This is a genomic window from Bacillus sp. PS108, assembly GCF_037963335.1.
Classification (GTDB): domain Bacteria; phylum Bacillota; class Bacilli; order Bacillales; family Bacillaceae; genus Bacillus; species Bacillus subtilis.
Window position 1 is genome coordinate 445,347 of record NZ_CP150155.1, and the last position, 17,952, is coordinate 463,298.

Annotated in this window: 21 protein-coding genes; 18 read left to right on the forward strand and 3 right to left on the reverse strand. The window is 46.5% G+C overall.

The genetic code is table 11. The annotated features are described in order from the left end of the window. Positions 1–107 precede the first annotated feature (107 nt). The 6 genes from NSQ16_RS02255 (at position 108) to lepB (ending at position 5,500) form a co-directional block, all read left to right on the forward strand. Positions 108–461: a hypothetical protein gene (locus NSQ16_RS02255; protein ID WP_003234445.1), complete on the forward strand. Its 354-nt coding sequence runs from the start codon at positions 108–110 to the stop codon at positions 459–461. A 171-nt stretch (positions 462–632) separates the two neighbouring features. Further along, positions 633–2,069: a PTS mannitol transporter subunit IICB gene (locus NSQ16_RS02260; RefSeq protein WP_010886406.1), complete on the forward strand. Its 1,437-nt coding sequence runs from the start codon at positions 633–635 to the stop codon at positions 2,067–2,069. 24 nt (positions 2,070–2,093) lie between these two features. Next, positions 2,094–2,525, forward strand: coding sequence for a PTS sugar transporter subunit IIA (locus NSQ16_RS02265; RefSeq protein ID WP_003246714.1), 432 nt, complete (start codon positions 2,094–2,096; stop codon positions 2,523–2,525). Position 2,526: 1 nt separating this feature from the next. Continuing rightward, a complete protein-coding gene (locus tag NSQ16_RS02270; protein WP_029946494.1) occupies positions 2,527–3,648 on the forward strand; it encodes a mannitol-1-phosphate 5-dehydrogenase in 1,122 nt (373 codons plus the stop codon). Between the two features lie 90 nt (positions 3,649–3,738). Next, complete coding sequence (locus NSQ16_RS02275) at positions 3,739–4,803, forward strand: tartrate dehydrogenase (RefSeq protein ID WP_074794498.1); 1,065 nt, start codon at positions 3,739–3,741, stop codon at positions 4,801–4,803. Positions 4,804–4,936: 133 nt separating this feature from the next. Next, positions 4,937–5,500, forward strand: a complete 564-nt coding sequence (lepB, locus tag NSQ16_RS02280) for a signal peptidase I (protein ID WP_327837561.1) — start codon at positions 4,937–4,939, stop codon at positions 5,498–5,500. A gap of 68 nt (positions 5,501–5,568) precedes the next feature. Here lepB and NSQ16_RS02285 read toward each other — a convergent pair whose 3' ends face one another. Then, on the reverse strand, positions 5,569–6,177 hold the full coding sequence (locus NSQ16_RS02285) for a dienelactone hydrolase family protein (protein WP_064671947.1): 609 nt from the start codon (positions 6,175–6,177) through the stop codon (positions 5,569–5,571). A gap of 86 nt (positions 6,178–6,263) precedes the next feature. Here NSQ16_RS02285 and NSQ16_RS02290 point away from each other — a divergent pair, with 86 nt between their 5' ends. Then, complete coding sequence (locus NSQ16_RS02290; protein ID WP_327837563.1) at positions 6,264–6,656, forward strand: 3-hydroxyacyl-ACP dehydratase FabZ family protein; 393 nt, start codon at positions 6,264–6,266, stop codon at positions 6,654–6,656. A 32-nt stretch (positions 6,657–6,688) separates the two neighbouring features. On the opposite strand, the gene NSQ16_RS02295 is transcribed toward NSQ16_RS02290, so the two are convergent. Continuing rightward, positions 6,689–6,853, reverse strand: coding sequence for a hypothetical protein (locus tag NSQ16_RS02295; RefSeq protein ID WP_003234425.1), 165 nt, complete (start codon positions 6,851–6,853; stop codon positions 6,689–6,691). 132 nt (positions 6,854–6,985) lie between these two features. Between NSQ16_RS02295 and NSQ16_RS02300 the strand changes: the two genes are divergently transcribed. From NSQ16_RS02300 to NSQ16_RS02340, 9 genes are all read left to right on the forward strand, one after another. Beyond that, entirely contained in the window at positions 6,986–7,735 is a 750-nt protein-coding gene (locus tag NSQ16_RS02300; protein ID WP_327837565.1) for a phosphoglycolate phosphatase, read from the forward strand. Positions 7,736–7,940: 205 nt separating this feature from the next. Then, positions 7,941–8,714, forward strand: a complete 774-nt coding sequence (pxpA, locus tag NSQ16_RS02305) for a 5-oxoprolinase subunit PpxA (RefSeq protein ID WP_049141379.1) — start codon at positions 7,941–7,943, stop codon at positions 8,712–8,714. 14 nt (positions 8,715–8,728) lie between these two features. Then, on the forward strand, positions 8,729–9,943 hold the full coding sequence (locus NSQ16_RS02310) for an NRAMP family divalent metal transporter (RefSeq protein ID WP_230488154.1): 1,215 nt from the start codon (positions 8,729–8,731) through the stop codon (positions 9,941–9,943). Between the two features lie 23 nt (positions 9,944–9,966). Continuing rightward, positions 9,967–10,740 carry a putative hydro-lyase gene (locus tag NSQ16_RS02315; RefSeq protein WP_230488168.1) on the forward strand — a complete coding sequence of 258 codons (774 nt, stop codon included), beginning with the start codon at positions 9,967–9,969 and terminating at the stop codon, positions 10,738–10,740. 44 nt (positions 10,741–10,784) lie between these two features. Then, positions 10,785–11,507, forward strand: coding sequence for a 5-oxoprolinase subunit B (pxpB, locus tag NSQ16_RS02320; RefSeq protein WP_103031573.1), 723 nt, complete (start codon positions 10,785–10,787; stop codon positions 11,505–11,507). Positions 11,508–11,509: 2 nt separating this feature from the next. Beyond that, on the forward strand, positions 11,510–12,517 hold the full coding sequence (gene pxpC, locus NSQ16_RS02325) for a 5-oxoprolinase subunit PxpC (protein ID WP_003234419.1): 1,008 nt from the start codon (positions 11,510–11,512) through the stop codon (positions 12,515–12,517). Between the two features lie 15 nt (positions 12,518–12,532). Then, on the forward strand, positions 12,533–13,285 hold the full coding sequence (locus NSQ16_RS02330; RefSeq protein WP_014478857.1) for an IclR family transcriptional regulator: 753 nt from the start codon (positions 12,533–12,535) through the stop codon (positions 13,283–13,285). A 63-nt stretch (positions 13,286–13,348) separates the two neighbouring features. Continuing rightward, the gene (gene lipC / locus NSQ16_RS02335; RefSeq protein ID WP_029317305.1) at positions 13,349–13,990 is read left to right on the forward strand and encodes a spore germination lipase LipC; all 642 of its coding nucleotides are present in this window, start codon (positions 13,349–13,351) and stop codon (positions 13,988–13,990) included. Between the two features lie 172 nt (positions 13,991–14,162). Beyond that, entirely contained in the window at positions 14,163–14,408 is a 246-nt protein-coding gene (locus NSQ16_RS02340; protein WP_003240256.1) for a YczI family protein, read from the forward strand. Between the two features lie 5 nt (positions 14,409–14,413). Here NSQ16_RS02340 and NSQ16_RS02345 read toward each other — a convergent pair whose 3' ends face one another. Further along, the gene (locus NSQ16_RS02345; RefSeq protein ID WP_043858113.1) at positions 14,414–14,701 is read right to left on the reverse strand and encodes an antibiotic biosynthesis monooxygenase; all 288 of its coding nucleotides are present in this window, start codon (positions 14,699–14,701) and stop codon (positions 14,414–14,416) included. A 150-nt stretch (positions 14,702–14,851) separates the two neighbouring features. Here NSQ16_RS02345 and pbpC point away from each other — a divergent pair, with 150 nt between their 5' ends. Together pbpC and NSQ16_RS02355 are read left to right on the forward strand one after the other, a co-directional pair. Then, positions 14,852–16,858 (forward strand): penicillin-binding protein 3, encoded by a 2,007-nt coding sequence (gene pbpC, locus NSQ16_RS02350; RefSeq protein ID WP_014478860.1) that lies wholly within the window; start codon positions 14,852–14,854, stop codon positions 16,856–16,858. A gap of 100 nt (positions 16,859–16,958) precedes the next feature. Further along, entirely contained in the window at positions 16,959–17,861 is a 903-nt protein-coding gene (locus NSQ16_RS02355; RefSeq protein WP_003234411.1) for an aldo/keto reductase family oxidoreductase, read from the forward strand. Positions 17,862–17,952 lie beyond the last annotated feature (91 nt).

Genomic DNA, 17,952 nt, shown 5'->3' on the forward strand with positions numbered 1-17,952 from the left:
AAGTAAGCTGATGATAAAAAATGTGAAAATGTGTTGAACAACAACAAAACGAAACAGAAGGGACTCTGGTATAATAGACATATGGAATAGAAAGTGAGGAATACCCTATGAAAGAAACACCATGCCCGAACTGCGGCAAACCTTTGACAGGCGACATGGTCAGATCATCAAATGTGCCTTGTCAATTTCGCTGCGGACACTGCCGGGAACGGCTTTATGAATATAAAGTATCAGCTCCGATTATGCTGGTATCATTAGCGGCCATCGTGCTGCTCATTTATCTTTTGCTGCTCCTCCGCAATGCGGCAGGCTCAATGCTGCCGGCTGTACAGCACGTGCCAATGGCTGTTTTTGCGCTTGTGTGCGCCTATCCCGTTTTTATTGTGAGTGAGCGAATGATCGCAAAGTACGTGATTCAAAACGGCAACATTATTTATAGAGGAAAGAGAAAAGGCTCCTGAAACCAGGAGCCTTTTTATTTTAAAAAATTGTCACAGTCATGTGCCAAAGTCCTCTTTACTTTCAATTGTATAGGGACTGTAAGCGTTTTAACATAGAGTCAAAGGGAAGCATCATTCTCTGAACATATTTTTGCACCTTACAGCGACAAACAAAACAGGGAGGGTTTATATATGCAGCAGCAAGAACAGCAGCAAGGCGGCATGAAAGTGAAAGTGCAGCGCTTTGGGAGTTATTTGAGCGGAATGATCATGCCGAATATCGGCGCGTTCATCGCGTGGGGTATCATTACCGCGCTGTTTATTCCGGCAGGATGGTTTCCGAATGAACAGCTGAACACGCTGGTCAGCCCGATGATTACGTATTTATTGCCGCTTTTGATAGCGTATACAGGCGGAAAAATGATCTACGACCACCGCGGCGGAGTTGTCGGAGCCACAGCGGCAATTGGGGTGATTGTCGGATCGGATATTCCAATGTTTTTAGGCGCAATGATTATGGGTCCGCTTGGCGGATACCTCATTAAACAGACTGATAAATTATTCAAGGATAAAGTCAAGCAAGGCTTTGAAATGCTGATCAACAACTTTACGGCAGGGATTGTCGGCGCGGCTTTAACGATTCTCGCGTTTTACGCCATCGGCCCGGTTGTCCTGACGCTAAATAAATTGCTGGCGGCTGGTGTGGAAGTCATTGTACACGCGAATTTACTGCCCGTAGCCAGTGTTTTTGTAGAACCGGCGAAAGTGTTGTTCCTCAACAACGCCATTAACCACGGAATCTTAAGCCCGATCGGAATCGAGCAAGCATCCCAAACAGGAAAATCAATTCTGTTTTTAGTAGAAGCAAACCCTGGACCGGGGCTCGGCATTTTGCTGGCGTACATGTTCTTTGGCAAAGGATCTTCAAAATCAACGGCTCCCGGTGCGGCGATCATCCATTTCTTCGGCGGGATTCACGAGATTTACTTCCCGTACATTCTGATGAAACCGGCCCTGATTCTCGCAGCCATTGCCGGCGGAGCAAGCGGACTCTTAACGTTTACGATCTTTAATGCCGGACTTGTCGCGGCAGCGTCACCGGGAAGCATTATCGCATTGATGGCAATGACGCCAAGAGGAGGCTATTTCGGGGTATTGGCGGGCGTATTGGTCGCTGCAGCTGTATCGTTCATCGTTTCAGCAGTGATCCTGAAATCCTCAAAAGCTAGTGAAGAAGACCTGGCTGCCGCAACAGAAAAAATGCAGTCCATGAAGGGGAAGAAAAGCCAAGCAGCAGCTGCTTTAGAGGCGGAACAAGCCAAAGCAGAAGAAGCGTCTGAGCTGTCTCCTGAAAGCGTGAACAAAATTATCTTTGCGTGTGATGCGGGAATGGGATCAAGTGCCATGGGGGCATCCATCTTAAGAAACAAAGTGAAAAAAGCGGAGCTTGACATCAGTGTGACCAACACGGCCATTAACAATCTGCCAAGCGATGCGGATATTGTCATCACCCACAAAGATTTAACAGACCGCGCGAAAGCAAAGCTGCCGAACGCGACGCACATATCAGTGGATAACTTCTTAAACAGCCCGAAATACGACGAGCTGATTGAAAAGCTGAAAAAGTAATCTTATAGAAAGAGAGTGATACTCATGCAAGTACTCGCAAAGGAAAATATTAAACTCAATCAAACGGTATCATCAAAAGAAGAGGCCATCAAATTGGCAGGCCAGACGCTGATTGACAACGGCTACGTGACAGAGGATTACATTAGCAAAATGTTTGAACGTGAAGAAACGTCTTCTACGTTTATGGGGAATTTCATTGCCATTCCACACGGCACAGAAGAAGCGAAAAGCGAGGTGCTTCACTCTGGAATTTCAATCATACAGATTCCAGAGGGCGTTGAGTACGGAGAAGGCAACACGGCAAAAGTGGTATTCGGCATTGCGGGTAAAAATAATGAGCATTTAGACATTTTGTCTAATATCGCCATTATCTGCTCAGAAGAAGAAAATATTGAACGCCTGATCTCCGCTAAAAGCGAAGAAGATTTGATCGCCATTTTCAACGAGGTGAACTGACATGATCGCCTTACATTTCGGTGCGGGGAATATTGGGAGAGGGTTTATCGGCGCGCTGCTTCACCACTCCGGCTATGATGTGGTGTTTGCGGATGTGAACGACACGATGGTCAGCCTCCTCAATGAAAAAAAAGAATACACAGTGGAACTGGCGGAAGAGGGACGTTCATCGGAGATCATTGGCCCGGTGAGCGCTATTAACAGCGGCAGTCAGACCGAGGAGCTGTACCGGCTGATGAATGAGGCGGCGCTCATCACAACAGCTGTCGGCCCGAACGTGCTGAAACTGATTGCTCCATCTATCGCAGAAGGTTTAAGACGGAGAAACACTGCAAACACACTGAATATCATTGCCTGCGAAAATATGATTGGCGGAAGCAGCTTCTTAAAGAAAGAGATATACAGCCATTTAACGGAAGCAGAGCAGAAATCCGTCAGTGAAACGGTAGGTTTTCCGAATTCTGCCGTTGACCGGATCGTCCCGATTCAGCATCATGAAGACCCGCTGAAAGTATCGGTTGAACCATTTTTCGAATGGGTCATTGATGAATCAGGCTTTAAAGGGAAAACACCAGTCATAAACGGCGCACTGTTTGTTGATGATTTAACGCCGTACATCGAACGGAAGCTGTTTACGGTCAATACCGGACACGCGGTCACAGCGTATGTCGGCTATCAGCGCGGACTCAAAACGGTCAAAGAAGCAATTGATCATCCGGAAATCCGCCGTGTTGTTCATTCGGCGCTGCTTGAAACTGGTGACTATCTCGTCAAATCGTATGGCTTTAAGCAAACTGAACACGAACAATATATCAAAAAAATCATCGGTCGCTTTGAAAATCCTTTCATTTCGGACGATGTGACCCGCGTAGCGAGGTCACCTCTCAGAAAACTGGGAGAAAATGATAGGCTTGTAGGCCCGGCAAAGAAAATAAAAGAACCGAATGCACTGGCAGAAGGAATTGCCGCAGCACTGCGCTTCGATTTCACCGGTGACCCTGAAGCGGTTGAACTGCAAGCGCTGATCGAAGAAAAAGGATACAGCGGCGTACTTCAAGAGGTGTGCGGCATTCAGTCCCATGAACCGTTGCACGCCATCATTTTAAAGAAACTTAATCAATAACCGATCACCCGTGACACAATGTCACGGGCTTTTTTTACTATCTCGCAATCTAGTATAATAGAAAGCGCTTACGAAAACAGGGGAAGGAGAATGACGATGAAACAATTCGAGATTGCGGCAATACCGGGAGACGGAGTAGGAAAAGAGGTTGTAGCGGCTGCTGAGAAAGTGCTTCATACAGCGGCTGAGGCACACGGAGGTTTGTCATTCTCATTCACGGCTTTTCCATGGAGCTGTGATTATTACTTGGAGCACGGCAAAATGATGCCCGAAGATGGAATACATACGCTTACTCAATTTGAAGCGGTTTTTTTGGGAGCCGTCGGAAATCCGAAGCTGGTTCCCGATCATATATCGTTATGGGGACTGCTGCTGAAAATCCGGAGGGAGCTTGAGCTTTCCATTAATATGAGACCCGCCAAACAAATGGCGGGCATTACGTCGCCGCTTCTGCATCCAAATGATTTTGACTTCGTGGTGATTCGCGAGAACAGTGAAGGTGAATACAGTGAAGTCGGCGGGCGCATTCACAGAGGCGATGATGAAATCGCCATCCAGAATGCCGTGTTTACGAGAAAAGCGACAGAACGTGTCATGCGCTTTGCCTTCGAATTGGCGAAAAAACGGCGCAGCCATGTGACAAGCGCCACAAAGTCTAACGGCATTTATCACGCGATGCCGTTTTGGGATGAAGTCTTTCAGCAGACAGCCGCTGATTATAGCGGAATTGAAACATCATCTCAGCATATTGATGCGCTGGCCGCTTTTTTTGTGACGCGTCCGGAAACGTTTGATGTCATTGTGGCGAGCAACTTGTTCGGTGATATTTTAACTGACATCAGCTCAAGCCTAATGGGAAGCATCGGCATTGCGCCTTCTGCGAACATCAATCCATCCGGCAAATATCCGTCCATGTTTGAACCGGTTCACGGCTCAGCTCCTGACATTGCCGGACAGGGCCTTGCCAATCCGATCGGCCAGATTTGGACAGCGAAGCTGATGCTCGACCACTTCGGAGAGGAAGAATTGGGGGCGAAAATTCTGGATGTAATGGAGCAAGTGACTGCCGACGGCATCAAAACACGCGACATTGGGGGACAAAGCACAACGGCTGAGGTCACTGATGAAATCTGTTCGCGCTTAAGAAAGCTCTGATGAATCAGGCCGGGGCAGATGGCTGCCCCGGCCTGTCCATTTCCTTACGAAAATTTCCACGAAGGTCTAACCAAGCAGATCCAAATGCTGTATAATAATTTGGAATTCTTAGGAAAGCATCGGGTGAAGGAAGTTGAATGCAAAAACAATCACGTTAAAGAAAAAAAGAAAAATCAAAACGATCGTTATACTCAGTATCATTATGATCGCAGCTCTCATTTTTACGATCAGATTGGTGTTTTACAAGCCTTTTCTTATTGAAGGATCATCAATGGCCCCAACGCTTAAAGACTCAGAAAGAATACTGGTTGATAAAGCAGTCAAATGGACTGGCGGGTTTCACAGAGGCGACATCATAGTCATTCATGACAAAAAGAGCGGCCGCTCATTTGTCAAACGTTTAATCGGTTTGCCTGGTGACAGCATTAAAATGAAAAATGATCAGCTATACATAAATGATAAAAAGGTGGAAGAACCATACTTAAAGGAATATAAACAGGAGGTCAAAGAGTCGGGTGTAACCTTAACAGGTGACTTCGAAGTTGAGGTTCCTTCCGGTAAATATTTTGTGATGGGAGATAACCGTCTCAATTCACTGGATAGCAGAAACGGAATGGGCATGCCTTCTGAGGACGATATCATCGGTACTGAATCTCTCGTCTTTTATCCATTCGGTGAGATGAGACAGGCAAAATAAAACTCAGTGCAACAAAGAACATGGAACGTACGGAACCAAAACACGCGATAATAAAGCACTGTAAGCGATTAAAAAATTTCTGATGAAACAGGGCGGAGCCGTTTTTCCGCCCCGTTTTTTATGATAGAAAGCGTTTTGAAGAAAAGGGCCCTGTTGAAATAAACAGAATCAGGATTGGCGAAGCCGTGAAGCGCATCGAATTGATAAATCTCAAGATGGGTATGCTGTTTTTCCCGCAGTTTTTTGATAAGAAGCGCTACGTCAAACGACGGCTCATAATTAGGGAAAAACAATAGGACCGGGCAGGCTGGCACGTGATGAAGAGAGTCGCGTATCCGGGAACCGTAATAACAAACCGATCCGCTCACCTCAGGCATACTGCTGCATTTCCATGCGATAGTAGCCCCCACGCTGAATCCAATCACAAAGATGTGCCGTCCGGCGTTTTGTCTGATCACATTCTGGATGATGGTTTCTCCCGTTTTCAGCCGTTCGTGTTTTGTAAATTGTTCGTATGCCGTTTTTTCTTCTTGCAGTGTGTAGACTTCATCCTCGCCGAGCAGGTTGGGCGTCAACACATCATATCCAGCCATTTTGATCAGCCGGCCCATCTTTTTCATGTGGCTGTTTACACCGTATATTTCGTGTGCGAGAATGACAAGCGGTTTTGGGGACATAACGGCCTCCTTTTGTGTTTTTTTCCATTATATCCTATCGTTTCACTTTAGGCTGAGATATAATGGTCAAAAAAAGGAGATATAAAATGTACTCATTATCTTTGCCTCACCGCTATCCATTTTTGTTTATTGATGGCGTGACGGATAGCGAGCCCGGCAAACATGCGGCAGCTTATAAGCTGATTAGTGTGAACGACTGGTTTATCACTGATACGCAAACAGAAATGCCGTTTTCACTTGTGATTGAAGCGCTTGCGCAAACCGCGGCTTTTACAGGAATTACAGATGAGAACAGCTTGGGATTATTGTCTTCGGTGAAGAAAGCGGAAAAGCTGGGAGAAGCTGTGCCTGGTGACCGGCTTGATCTTACGTTTGAAGTCACGCGCAATCGGCGCGGGTTTGTGTTCGGACATGCCAAGGCGTCAGTTGGAGAGCAGCCTGTTGCTGAAGCTGAAATCGGCATCTATATTGAAAAATGAAAAAAACCCTTCACAACATTTTGTGAGGGGTTTTATTTTGTGTCGTAATCCCGTTCGCTTTGAGAGTTATCTCTTTGCTGGCGTTTGTGTTTTTCATCATTCATATTTTCCTTCAGCTCTTCATTAGGAATCGGATCGGTTAAGTCGTTGTGCTCGGGGTTTTCATTTGGTTTGTTTTGCTGTTTTTTTTCTGTCATGTTTGATCACCTCACCGTTTGTTTTCCTCTTATCCGTTCTCCTCAAACATAGGAAATCGCTTTTTTGTCCCGCTGGGTATAATGTATTAGAATAGAGAGAAGCACAACAAAAAGATAAAGAGAGGTACATATATGTCTGTTAAAAGAGAAGATGTAGATATCAAGCTGATCGCAATTGATATGGATGGTACACTGCTGAACGACGAGCAGCTGATCTCGGATGAAAACCGCAAAGCCATTCGTGAAGCGGAGGATAAAGGTGTGTATGTGGTGATCAGCACGGGCCGGACGCTGATGACGTGCCGGGAGCTGGCGGAATCGCTAAAGCTGTCATCCTTTCTAATCACGGCAAACGGCAGTGAAATTTGGGATTCGAATTTTAATTTGGTGGAACGGAAGCTGCTTCATACGGACCATATTCAAATGATGTGGGATTTGCGGAATAAGCACAACACTAATTTCTGGGCTTCTACGGTGAATAAAGTATGGAGAGGCGAGTTTCCGGAAAACATTACGGATCATGAATGGCTCAAATTCGGCTTTGACATTGAGGATGACGATATCCGAAACGAAGTGCTTGAGGAGCTGAGAAAAAACAAAGAGCTCGAAATCACAAATTCAAGTCCGACAAACATTGAAGTCAACGCGCTTGGCATCAACAAAGCTGCAGCCCTTGCCAAGGTTACGGAAAAACTCGGCTTTACAATGGAGAATGTGATGGCGATGGGCGACAGCCTTAATGACATTGCGATGATCAAAGAAGCGGGTCTTGGCGTCGCAATGGGCAATGCACAAGACATCGTAAAAGAAACGGCTGATTATATCACGGATACAAATATTGAGGATGGTGTCGCTAAAGCGATTCGCCATTGGGTACTATAAAAAAAGAGAGTCCTAAGATGGACTCTCTTTTTTAGTTTGGCAGGTTTTCTTCTGGGACCATGGTAGGTTTTCTGACAAAAGTATTTCACAAACTGATATGATTCACTTATAATGAAATAAAGTTCAAAAATTCGGAATAGTCATTCCGAATTTCGGGACAATAAATGACATAAAGCATACCGTTTGCTTTGGCAGGAGGGATTCTGTGTTTCAGATTGATTTAAACTGTGATTTAGGAGAAAGCTTCGGAGCCTACAAGATAGGCCTTGACCAAGATATTTTAGAGTATGTGACATCAGCGAATATCGCATGCGGATTTCATGCAGGAGATCCTAGTGTTATGCGAAAAACCGTCGCGCTTGCAGCGGAAAAAGGCGTAAAAATCGGCGCGCATCCGGGCTTGCCGGATTTACTCGGTTTTGGGCGCCGCAATATGGCGATTTCTCCTGAGGAAGCGTATGATCTTGTCGTTTATCAAATCGGCGCGCTCTCTGGCTTTCTAAAAGCAGAGGGACTTCACATGCAGCACGTCAAGCCGCATGGCGCTTTATACAATATGGCGGCAGTCGATCAAAAACTGTCGGATGCTATCGCGAAAGCTGTCTATAAGGTTGATCCCGGCCTGATTCTTTTCGGTCTTGCTGAGAGCGAGCTTGTAAAAGCGGGAGAACGGATCGGACTTCAGACCGCAAATGAAGTGTTCGCCGACAGAACATACCAATCGGACGGCACGCTGACACCGCGCTCCCAGCCGGACGCACTCATTGAAAGTGATGATGCCGCCGTCACCCAGGTCATCAAAATGGTGAAAGAAGGGGCGGTCAAATCTCAGCAAGGACATGATGTGTCATTAAAAGCAGATACAGTCTGCATTCATGGAGATGGAGCCCATGCGCTGACATTTGCGCAAAAAATCAGAAAACAGCTCAAAGCGGCTGGAATTGAAGTGACAGCTATTTCAGAACAGAAGTCAACATAAAGGAGGAACAATAGATGGAGAAGCAGAAAAAGACAGCAGGAAAAAAAGCAGGCAGCTGGTCATTGCTGATGGGCGCCGCCTTTTTAATGGCGACATCAGCAATCGGACCGGGTTTCCTCACCCAAACCGCAACATTCACAAACACACTCGCAGCAAGCTTCGGTTTTGTCATCTTAATCTCTATTATTTTAGATATTTTCGCCCAAACCAATGTGTGGCGCATCATCGCAGTTTCTGGAAAACGAGGTCAGGAAATTGCGAATATGGTGCTTCCCGGACTGGGGTATTTCATCGCCATTCTCGTCGTGCTTGGCGGACTAGCTTTTAATATTGGGAATATCGGAGGGGCCGGGCTGGGACTTCAGGTGCTGTTCGGCATTACACCTGAAACAGGCGCTTTAATCAGTGCCGTTATCGCCATTTTGATTTTTGTCATCAAGGAAGCAGGAAAAGCGATGGACCGTTTTACGCAAATCGCGGGGTTCGTGATGATTATTTTAACGGTCTACGTTGCGGCGACGACAGCTCCTCCGGTCGGACAGGCAGTCGCAAATACATTCGTCCCGGAACACATCAGCATATTTGCCATTGTCACCCTAGTGGGCGGAACCGTCGGCGGTTATATCACATTTGCCGGGGGACACCGTTTGCTTGATGCCGGAATTAAAGGGAAGGAATCCATTCCGCAGGTGACAAAAAGCTCGGTTGTCGGCATTTTAATTACATCTGTCATGCGTATCGCTCTTTTTCTTGCGGTTCTAGGCGTTGTATCGAAAGGCCTGCACATCGATGAAAGCAACCCGGCGGCTTCTGTCTTCAAGCTGGCTGCTGGAAATGTCGGTTATAAAATTTTCGGATTGATCATGTGGTCTGCGGCGATTACGTCTGTTATTGGAGCAGCCTATACATCTGTTTCATTTTTCAAGACCTTTTCTCCAAAAATTGAAAAGAATTCACGCGGTATTATTATCGGATTTATTGTGGTTTCTACGTTAGCTTTTGTCACAATCGGCCAGCCTGCGAAGATCCTCGTCCTTGTCGGTTCACTGAACGGCTTAATTCTGCCGATTGCGCTCGGAACGCTGCTTGTTGCCGCCTACAAGAAAAACATTGTCGGTGATTATAAGCATCCGCTTTGGCTGACAAGCACAGGCGCGCTTGTAGTGATTGTAATGGCAGTTATGGGAATCTACACGTTATGTACACAACTTCCTCAATTGTGGAGCTGATATAAGTGGAGCAATTAAACAAAATGGCGCCGAAGGATGTACGCGCCCTGATACGAGAGGGGAAAATAAACGGGCCGACCGCAGGCATGTCCGGCGGCTACGCCCAAGCGAATCTTGTGGTTTTGAAAAAGGACCTTGCTTTTGATTTTCTGCTGTTTTGCCAGCGAAATCAAAAGCCCTGTCCCGTGCTGGATGTGACTGAAGCAGGTTCGCCTGTGCCGTCTCTGGCTGCGCCGGATGCTGATATCAGAACGGACTTTCCGAAATACCGTATTTACAGGCACGGTATCCTAACGGAAGAAGTATCTGATATTACGCCATACTGGGAGGACGATTTTGTCGGCTTTCTGATCGGATGCAGTTTCTCCTTTGAACAGGCACTAATCAATAATGGGATAGCTGTCCGGCATATTGATGAGGGGACAAACGTCTCGATGTATAAAACGAATATCGATTGTGTTCCGGCGGGGGCGTTTCACGGACAGATGGTTGTCAGCATGAGGCCGGTTCCTGAACGGCTGGCTGTACGTGCTGCACAAGTGACCTCGCGTTTTCCGGCTGTGCACGGAGGGCCGATCCATATCGGCAATCCGGGAGCAATCGGGATTCGCGATCTCGGGAAACCGGAGTTCGGAGATGCCGTTCCCATTCGAGAAGGCGAGGTTCCTGTTTTTTGGGCATGCGGAGTGACACCGCAAGCCGTGGCTATGAATGTAAAACCTGAAATGGTCATCACACATGCGCCGGGGCATATGCTCATCACAGATATTCGAGACGAGTCGCTTGCGGTGCTGTAACCTCTCGTCATCCTGATGAACGAGAATTAAAAGAGGTGAGAAAGATGACTGTACGATATCAAATCGAACAGCTCGGTGATTCTGCAATGATGATCCGATTCGGAGAAGAAATCAACGAACAGGTCAACGGCATTGTCCACGCCGCGGCCGCTTATATAGAAGAACAGCCATTTCCGGGATTCATTGAATGTATCCCGGCTTTTACAAGTCTAACTGTATTTTATGATATGTATGAAGTGTACAAGCATTTGCCTCCAGGCATAAGCTCACCTTTTGAGAAGGTCAAGCGCGATGTCGAAGAGCGCCTGGCAGAAATAGCCGAAGACTATGAGGTCAACCGCCGTATTGTAGAAATTCCTGTCTGCTATGGTGGTGAATTCGGTCCGGATTTAGAAGAGGTGGCGAAGATCAATCAGCTGTCACCGGAGGAAGTAATCGACATTCATACAAACGGTGAATATGTGGTGTATATGCTTGGCTTCGCGCCCGGTTTTCCTTTTCTAGGCGGGATGTCAAAACGCATTGCAGCTCCGAGAAAATCATCGCCAAGACCGTCGATTCCCGCAGGTTCGGTCGGTATTGCGGGATTGCAGACAGGCGTTTACCCGATTTCAACGCCGGGCGGCTGGCAGCTGATCGGCAAAACGCCGCTGGCTCTTTTCCGGCCGCAGGAAAACCCGCCGACATTGCTGCGGGCGGGAGATATTGTGAAATTCGTTCGCATCTCAGAAAAAGACTATCACGCCTATAAGGAGGAGTCCAATTGAGCATGAAAGTATTAAAGCCCGGACTGCTCACAACGGTTCAGGATATAGGCAGAACGGGTTACCAAAAATACGGCGTTCTGGCCAGCGGCGCTATGGACACGGTTTCACTGCGCATTGCCAATCTGTTGATAGGAAACGGCGAAAATGAAGCAGGTCTCGAAATAACGATGATGGGGCCCGGTCCGTCGTTTCATTTTTCAAAACAGACACTGATTGCTGTGACAGGGGCGGACTTCACGCTGCGTATTAATGACGAGGAAGCGCCTTTATGGAAGCCTGTGCTCATCAAGGAAAACAGCACGGTCAGCTTTGGCCCCTGCAAACTCGGCAGCCGTGCTTATTTGGCGGCAGCTGGCGGCATTGAGGTGCCTGCCGTCATGGAAAGTAAAAGCACATACGTCAGAGGAAGCATTGGCGGACTTCATGGCAGAGCGCTTCAAAAAGAAGATGAACTGAACATTGGAGAGATGTCAGCTCTTTCGCAAACCATCCTTTCTCGCTTAAGTTCGCAGCTTGGAAAACAGGGATTTGCAGCACCGAAGTGGTCAGTCAGCCGCGGCAGATTTCTGCCATTGAAGAAGAATCCCGTCATTCGGGTGCTGGAAGGAAAGCAATTTGCCTTTTTCACAGAAGAATCAAAAACGCGTTTTTATGAAGAAGCATTTCGTGTCACGCCGCAGTCCGACCGTATGGGCTACAGGCTCAAAGGAGAACCGCTCGAACTGAAGGCCCCGCTTGAGATGGTGTCGGAAGCGGTTTCATTCGGAACAGTTCAGGTGCCTCCTGACGGCAACCCGATTATCCTGCTTGCAGACCGGCAGACGACTGGCGGCTATCCGAGGATCGCGCACATCATATCCGCTGATCTTCCGATTGTTTCCCAAATCATGCCGGGCGAGCACGTTCAGTTTGAGCCTGTGTCCCTTCAGGAGGCAGAAGCGCTTGCGGTAGAACGGGAACAGCATATAAAAGAACTGAAAACGAGAATGAAGATGGAATGGCTGACATAGCAAAGGGGATGAATGATGCAGAATAAAAATAAAACCGTAGTCAAATCTATGGCGCTGCTTAATTTGTTTTTGCATAAACCAAGCCTAACCTTAAGTGAACTGGTGTCGCTGACGGGAATGCCGAAGACCTCTGTTCACCGGATGGTCAGCTCCTTGGAGGAAATGGGGTTCCTCAGTCGGGATGCGTCCGGCGCTTATTCGCTGGGATTGGTGTTTTTGGAATTCGGACAGCTTGTCGCTGACAGGCTGGATATCAGAAAAATAGCGAAACCGGTGATGGAAGAGCTGTGCCGGGAAGTGGATGAGGCCGTGCAGTTGATCATGAGGGACGGCAATGAAGCGATATACGTTGAGAAAATAGAAGGGACACAGACTGTGCGGCTGTATACGGCGATCGGCAGGCGTTCCCCCCTATACGCGGGAGCGTGCGCCAGAAGCATTCTGTCCTTTCTTCCCCGTGAAGAAATCGAAGCATACATCAAACAAACCGAGCTCATTTCGATTGGCTCCGGAACGATTACCGATCCCGAAAAACTGCTTCAGGAGATTGATGCCTCTGTGCAAAATGGCTATACTGTCAGTTATTCAGAGCTCGAAAACTATACGGCGGCGATCGGCGCCCCGATCTTTAACCATAAGCGTCAGGTGGCAGCCGGCATTAGTATTGCAGGCTTTGAAGCGAGATTTACAGAAGACAGGCTGCCCTATTTAACAGAAAAGGTGAAGGACGCCGCTTTACAGATTTCAAGAAAAATAGGATATACATAAGTAGCCAATCTTTTCTCTGCTGCGTACATTAACGTATCGACGTTCAAGAGTGGAGGAAAGAACATGGTGCTTCGATATACAGCTCTGGGCGATTCCTTGACGACAGGGAGAGGCTCCGGGCTGTTTTCACCCGGCTTCGTCCAGCGTTTTGGGGACATGATGGAAGCTGACTTGAAAACAAGAACGGCAATAAACATATTTGCCAGATCAGGCCTGAATACAGAAGAGATTTTGGGACTCCTGTCATATCCCTATGTGCAAAAATGTATTCGAGATGCTGATATGATAACGATCACAGGGTGCGGAAACGATCTCATCGATTCGGTCTTAGCCTACCAAACCTCTAAGGATGAAACGATTTTCAGCCGTGTATCCGCCCATTGCCATGAGAATTTTGAAAAGATGATTGCCAAAATCGCCGAGATTAAAGGAGAAAATCCTTCCCCGTACGCCATTCGTGTGTTCAACTTATACAATCCGTTTCCCGAAATTGATATCGCCGGCAAATGGATCACTTCGTTTAATTCACATTTAGAAACACTTGCATCAGCACCCCATGTCAAAATCGCGGATGCCTATAGCATCTTCAAAGGCAAAGAACAGGAATATCTGTCCTTTGACGGTGTCCATCCGAACAGCAAAGGCTATCAAGCGATGGCTGAAGCCGTTCACAAGCTAGGCTATAAAGAATTATCAGTTTCATAGAAAACGCGCCTCATGACAGGCGCGTTTTTTATGTGTGATCGAAATATTAAAAGAAACTTAAAATTCTCTGTCTTCTGTTCTACAGACAAACAAAGTGCGCTAGAATAATGGAGGGCGTAGGCAAATATAGCCATAACGTTCAATATTTCGTATATAAGGAAGGATGGTCCTTTTGTTTCGGATTTTTAAAATGTCTTTTGCGGTTATCATTATTATACTGGCGCTTATTGCTTTTAACTATACGGAACACACCTCTGTTATCCAATCGGTCATGCTCGTCTTTCTTGGTGCGGTCATGTTTATGCAGGGGCTTGAAGAACGCAAAAAAGAAAATGACGGCTCAGGCGCTTTTAATATTTATACCGCCGTTTTTGTATGGTCTGTCTCCCTTATCGGTTTTACACTTCATATTATATAAATCTATTACACATCCTGAAAATGCTCGACCGTCGGGAACGGGGTATAGAACCGATGAAGCAAGGCTTTCCACTCTTGATACTCTGAAGAACCGCGAAAGCCTTCCGTATGGTCCTCAAGTGTTTCCCACTCCACAAGAAGCAGATATTTATGCGTTTCCTCCATGCATTTTGCTAACGAGTGAGTGATATAGCCCTTCATGCCGGAAATAATCGGCGCCGCTTGCCGGAATGCATCCTCAAACTCTTGTTCAAGGCCTTCTTTAATGTGAAGCATTGCTGCCTCTCTGACCATGCTATCCCTTCTTTCTGTCTTTTCAAATAGTCTACAGCAAACGATAGGAGATTTCTGCAAAATCGGTGAACTTTTCCTTCATTTTCAAAAAAATCTTGCACGCACCAATTCAATTAAGAGAAAATAACAAGTGGAAGGCAGGGGAAAGTCATGTTAAAAAAGTGTATTCTACTAGTATTTCTATGCGTCGGATTGATTGGGTTAATCGGATGCTCCAAAACAGATTCACCAGAGGATCGCATGGAAGCATTCGTGAAACAGTGGAACGATCAGCAATTCGATGACATGTATCAAAGCCTGACTAAAGATGTCAAAAAAGAAATCTCCAAAAAAGATTTCGTCAACAGGTATAAAGCCATCTATGAGCAGGCCGGCGTAAAAAATTTGAAAGTCACTGCGGGAGAAGTAGATAAGGACGATCAAGACAACAAGACAATGAAACATATCCCGTATAAAGTCAGCATGAACACAAATGCCGGCAAAGTCAGCTTCAAGAATACTGCTGTGCTGAAATTAGAAAAAACAGATGACGAGGAGTCATGGAATATAGATTGGGACCCATCGTTTATTTTCAAGCAGCTGGCTGACGACAAAACCGTGCAAATTATGAGCATTGAACCGAAACGAGGCCAAATTTACGATAAAAATGGAAAAGGTTTAGCTGTCAATACAGATGTTCCGGAAATTGGAATTGTTCCCGGAGAGCTTGGCGATAAAAAAGAGAAAGTTATAAAAGAACTCGCCAAAAAACTTGATTTGACTGAAGACGACATCAAGAAAAAGCTGGATCAAGGCTGGGTAAAAGACGATTCGTTTGTGCCGCTCAAAAAGGTCAAGCCTGACCAGGAGAAATTAGTTTCTGAAGCGACGTCATTACAAGGCGTAACAAGAACGAATGTCAGCTCCCGCTACTATCCGTATGGCGAAAAGACAGCCCATTTGACAGGCTATGTCCGCGCCATTACAGCGGAAGAACTGAAGAAAAAGAAAGAAGGAACGTACAGCGATACGTCTAACATCGGTATCGCCGGACTTGAAAATGTGTATGAAGACAAGCTAAGAGGCACAACTGGCTGGAAAATCTACGTGCCGCAAACCGGGGAAGTCATTGCTGAAAAGAAAGCAAAGGACGGCGAGGATCTTCACCTCACAATTGATATCAAAACGCAAACGAAGCTGTATGATGAACTGAAGGATGACAGCGGGGCGGCAGTCGCACTGCAGCCGAAAACAGGCGAAACACTCGCCCTTGTCAGTGCGCCTTCCTACGATCCAAACGGATTTATTTTCGGCTGGAGCGATAAGGAATGGAAAAAGCTAAACAAAGATAAAAACAATCCGTTTTCAGCGAAATTCAATAAGACATACGCGCCAGGTTCTACCATTAAACCGATTGCGGCTGCTATTGGAATCAAAAACGGCACCCTTAAAGCCGATGAGAAGAAAACAATCAAAGGCAAGGAGTGGCAAAAAGATTCGAGCTGGGGCGGCTATTCAGTGACACGTGTGTCTGAGAGACTTCAACAAGTCGATTTGGAAAACGCCCTTATTACGTCAGACAATATTTATTTTGCCCAGAATGCGCTTGATATGGGAGCGGACACCTTCACAAAAGGCTTAAAAACATTCGGTTTTTCAGAGGACGTTCCGTATGAATTCCCGATCCAGAAATCGTCTATTGCAAATGACAAGCTTGATTCAGACATTTTGCTTGCGGATACAGGCTATGGACAAGGGCAAATGCAAATGTCTCCGCTTCACTTGGCAACTGCTTACACGCCATTTGTTGACAATGGAGACCTTGTCAAACCGACGCTGATCAAAAAAGATTCACAAACAGCTGATGTTTGGCACAAGCAAGTGGTCACGAAGGAAGGAGCGGCAGACATTACAAAAGGTCTGAAAGGCGTTGTGGAAGATGAGCGCGGATCAGCGTATCAGCCTGTCGTGAAAGGAATCACAGTGGCTGGAAAAACAGGAACAGCCGAGCTGAAAACATCAAAAGATGATAAAGACGGCACGGAAAATGGCTGGTTTGTCGGCTACGATTACAAAAACAAAGACCTGCTTGTCGCCATGATGATCCAAAATGTGCAGGACCGCGGCGGCAGCCACTATGTCGTTGAGAAAGCGAAAAAGCAATTTCAATCGAATTAAAATGTCTTTTTAAAAGGAGCGAAAGGAAAAAGAGGATCTGAGGCCGAATGAACTAGTAAGGGGCAAAACCCGGTTTATACAAAGAAAAGAGGGATTTTGCATGCAGCGTATTCAATTGGCGGAGGATCTTCAATTTTCAAGAGTCATACACGGGCTTTGGCGGCTGAATGAATGGAACTATTCAGATGCTGAACTTCTGAGCCTCATTGAATGGTGTATCGATCACGGCATCACGACCTTTGATCATGCGGATATTTATGGAGGCTATACGTGCGAAAAGCTGTTTGGAAACGCCCTTGCCCTTTCGCCTGGATTAAGAGAAAACATAGAGCTGGTCACAAAATGCGGTATCGTTCTTGAATCGCCTGAACGGCCCGCTCACAGATCGCATCATTATAACACAAGCAAATCGCATATTTTGGCATCCGTTGAGCAATCGCTTATGAACCTTAGGACGGATTATATCGATATGCTTTTGATTCACAGACCGGACCCGCTCATGGATCCGGAGGGGGTAGCAGAGGCGTTTCAGGCCTTGAAATGCTCTGGCAAGGTCAGGTACTTTGGCGTTTCAAATTTTAAAGATCACCAGTATCGGATGCTGGAATCATATTTGCCTGAGAAGCTCGTAACCAACCAGATTGAGCTTTCCGCATACGAATTAGAAAATATGCTCGACGGCACTTTGAACCTGTGCCAGGAAAAACGGATTCCGCCGATGGCTTGGTCGCCTCTGGCAGGCGGCAAAGTTTTCACTGGTGACACGGAAAAAGACCGGCGTGTCCGCACGGCGCTTGAATCCGTTCAAGCAGAGATTGGCGCCGCTTCATTGGACGAGGTGATGTACGCATGGCTGTATACGCATCCGGCCGACATCATGCCGATTGTCGGAAGCGGAAAGCGCGAGCGGATTTCCGCCGCGATAAATGCGTTGTCATACAAGCTTGACCAGGATCAATGGTTCCGCATTTTTACAGCCGTACAGGGTTACGATATTCCATAAAAAGCATCAGCTTACCAGCTGATGCTTTTTCAATATTGTCACACCGCTTAGTGCCAAATTACCATTTATAAGTGATTGATTCTTTCTTGAA

What these genes read in the sequence shown, in the direction of transcription:
- NSQ16_RS02255 (WP_003234445.1), top strand. Translation starts at nt 108, where the DNA reads ATGAAAGAAACACCATGCCCGAACTGCGGCAAACCTTTGACAGGCGAC.
- NSQ16_RS02260 (WP_010886406.1), top strand. Translation starts at nt 633, where the DNA reads ATGCAGCAGCAAGAACAGCAGCAAGGCGGCATGAAAGTGAAAGTGCAG.
- NSQ16_RS02265 (WP_003246714.1), top strand. Translation starts at nt 2,094, where the DNA reads ATGCAAGTACTCGCAAAGGAAAATATTAAACTCAATCAAACGGTATCA.
- NSQ16_RS02270 (WP_029946494.1), top strand. Translation starts at nt 2,527, where the DNA reads ATGATCGCCTTACATTTCGGTGCGGGGAATATTGGGAGAGGGTTTATC.
- NSQ16_RS02275 (WP_074794498.1), top strand. Translation starts at nt 3,739, where the DNA reads ATGACGATGAAACAATTCGAGATTGCGGCAATACCGGGAGACGGAGTA.
- NSQ16_RS02285 (WP_064671947.1), bottom strand. Translation starts at nt 6,177, where the DNA reads ATGTCCCCAAAACCGCTTGTCATTCTCGCACACGAAATATACGGTGTA.
- NSQ16_RS02290 (WP_327837563.1), top strand. Translation starts at nt 6,264, where the DNA reads ATGTACTCATTATCTTTGCCTCACCGCTATCCATTTTTGTTTATTGAT.
- NSQ16_RS02295 (WP_003234425.1), bottom strand. Translation starts at nt 6,853, where the DNA reads ATGACAGAAAAAAAACAGCAAAACAAACCAAATGAAAACCCCGAGCAC.
- NSQ16_RS02300 (WP_327837565.1), top strand. Translation starts at nt 6,986, where the DNA reads ATGTCTGTTAAAAGAGAAGATGTAGATATCAAGCTGATCGCAATTGAT.
- NSQ16_RS02310 (WP_230488154.1), top strand. Translation starts at nt 8,729, where the DNA reads ATGGAGAAGCAGAAAAAGACAGCAGGAAAAAAAGCAGGCAGCTGGTCA.
- NSQ16_RS02315 (WP_230488168.1), top strand. Translation starts at nt 9,967, where the DNA reads ATGGCGCCGAAGGATGTACGCGCCCTGATACGAGAGGGGAAAATAAAC.
- pxpB (WP_103031573.1), top strand. Translation starts at nt 10,785, where the DNA reads ATGACTGTACGATATCAAATCGAACAGCTCGGTGATTCTGCAATGATG.
- pxpC (WP_003234419.1), top strand. Translation starts at nt 11,510, where the DNA reads ATGAAAGTATTAAAGCCCGGACTGCTCACAACGGTTCAGGATATAGGC.
- NSQ16_RS02330 (WP_014478857.1), top strand. Translation starts at nt 12,533, where the DNA reads ATGCAGAATAAAAATAAAACCGTAGTCAAATCTATGGCGCTGCTTAAT.
- lipC (WP_029317305.1), top strand. Translation starts at nt 13,349, where the DNA reads ATGGTGCTTCGATATACAGCTCTGGGCGATTCCTTGACGACAGGGAGA.
- NSQ16_RS02345 (WP_043858113.1), bottom strand. Translation starts at nt 14,701, where the DNA reads ATGGTCAGAGAGGCAGCAATGCTTCACATTAAAGAAGGCCTTGAACAA.
- pbpC (WP_014478860.1), top strand. Translation starts at nt 14,852, where the DNA reads ATGTTAAAAAAGTGTATTCTACTAGTATTTCTATGCGTCGGATTGATT.
- NSQ16_RS02355 (WP_003234411.1), top strand. Translation starts at nt 16,959, where the DNA reads ATGCAGCGTATTCAATTGGCGGAGGATCTTCAATTTTCAAGAGTCATA.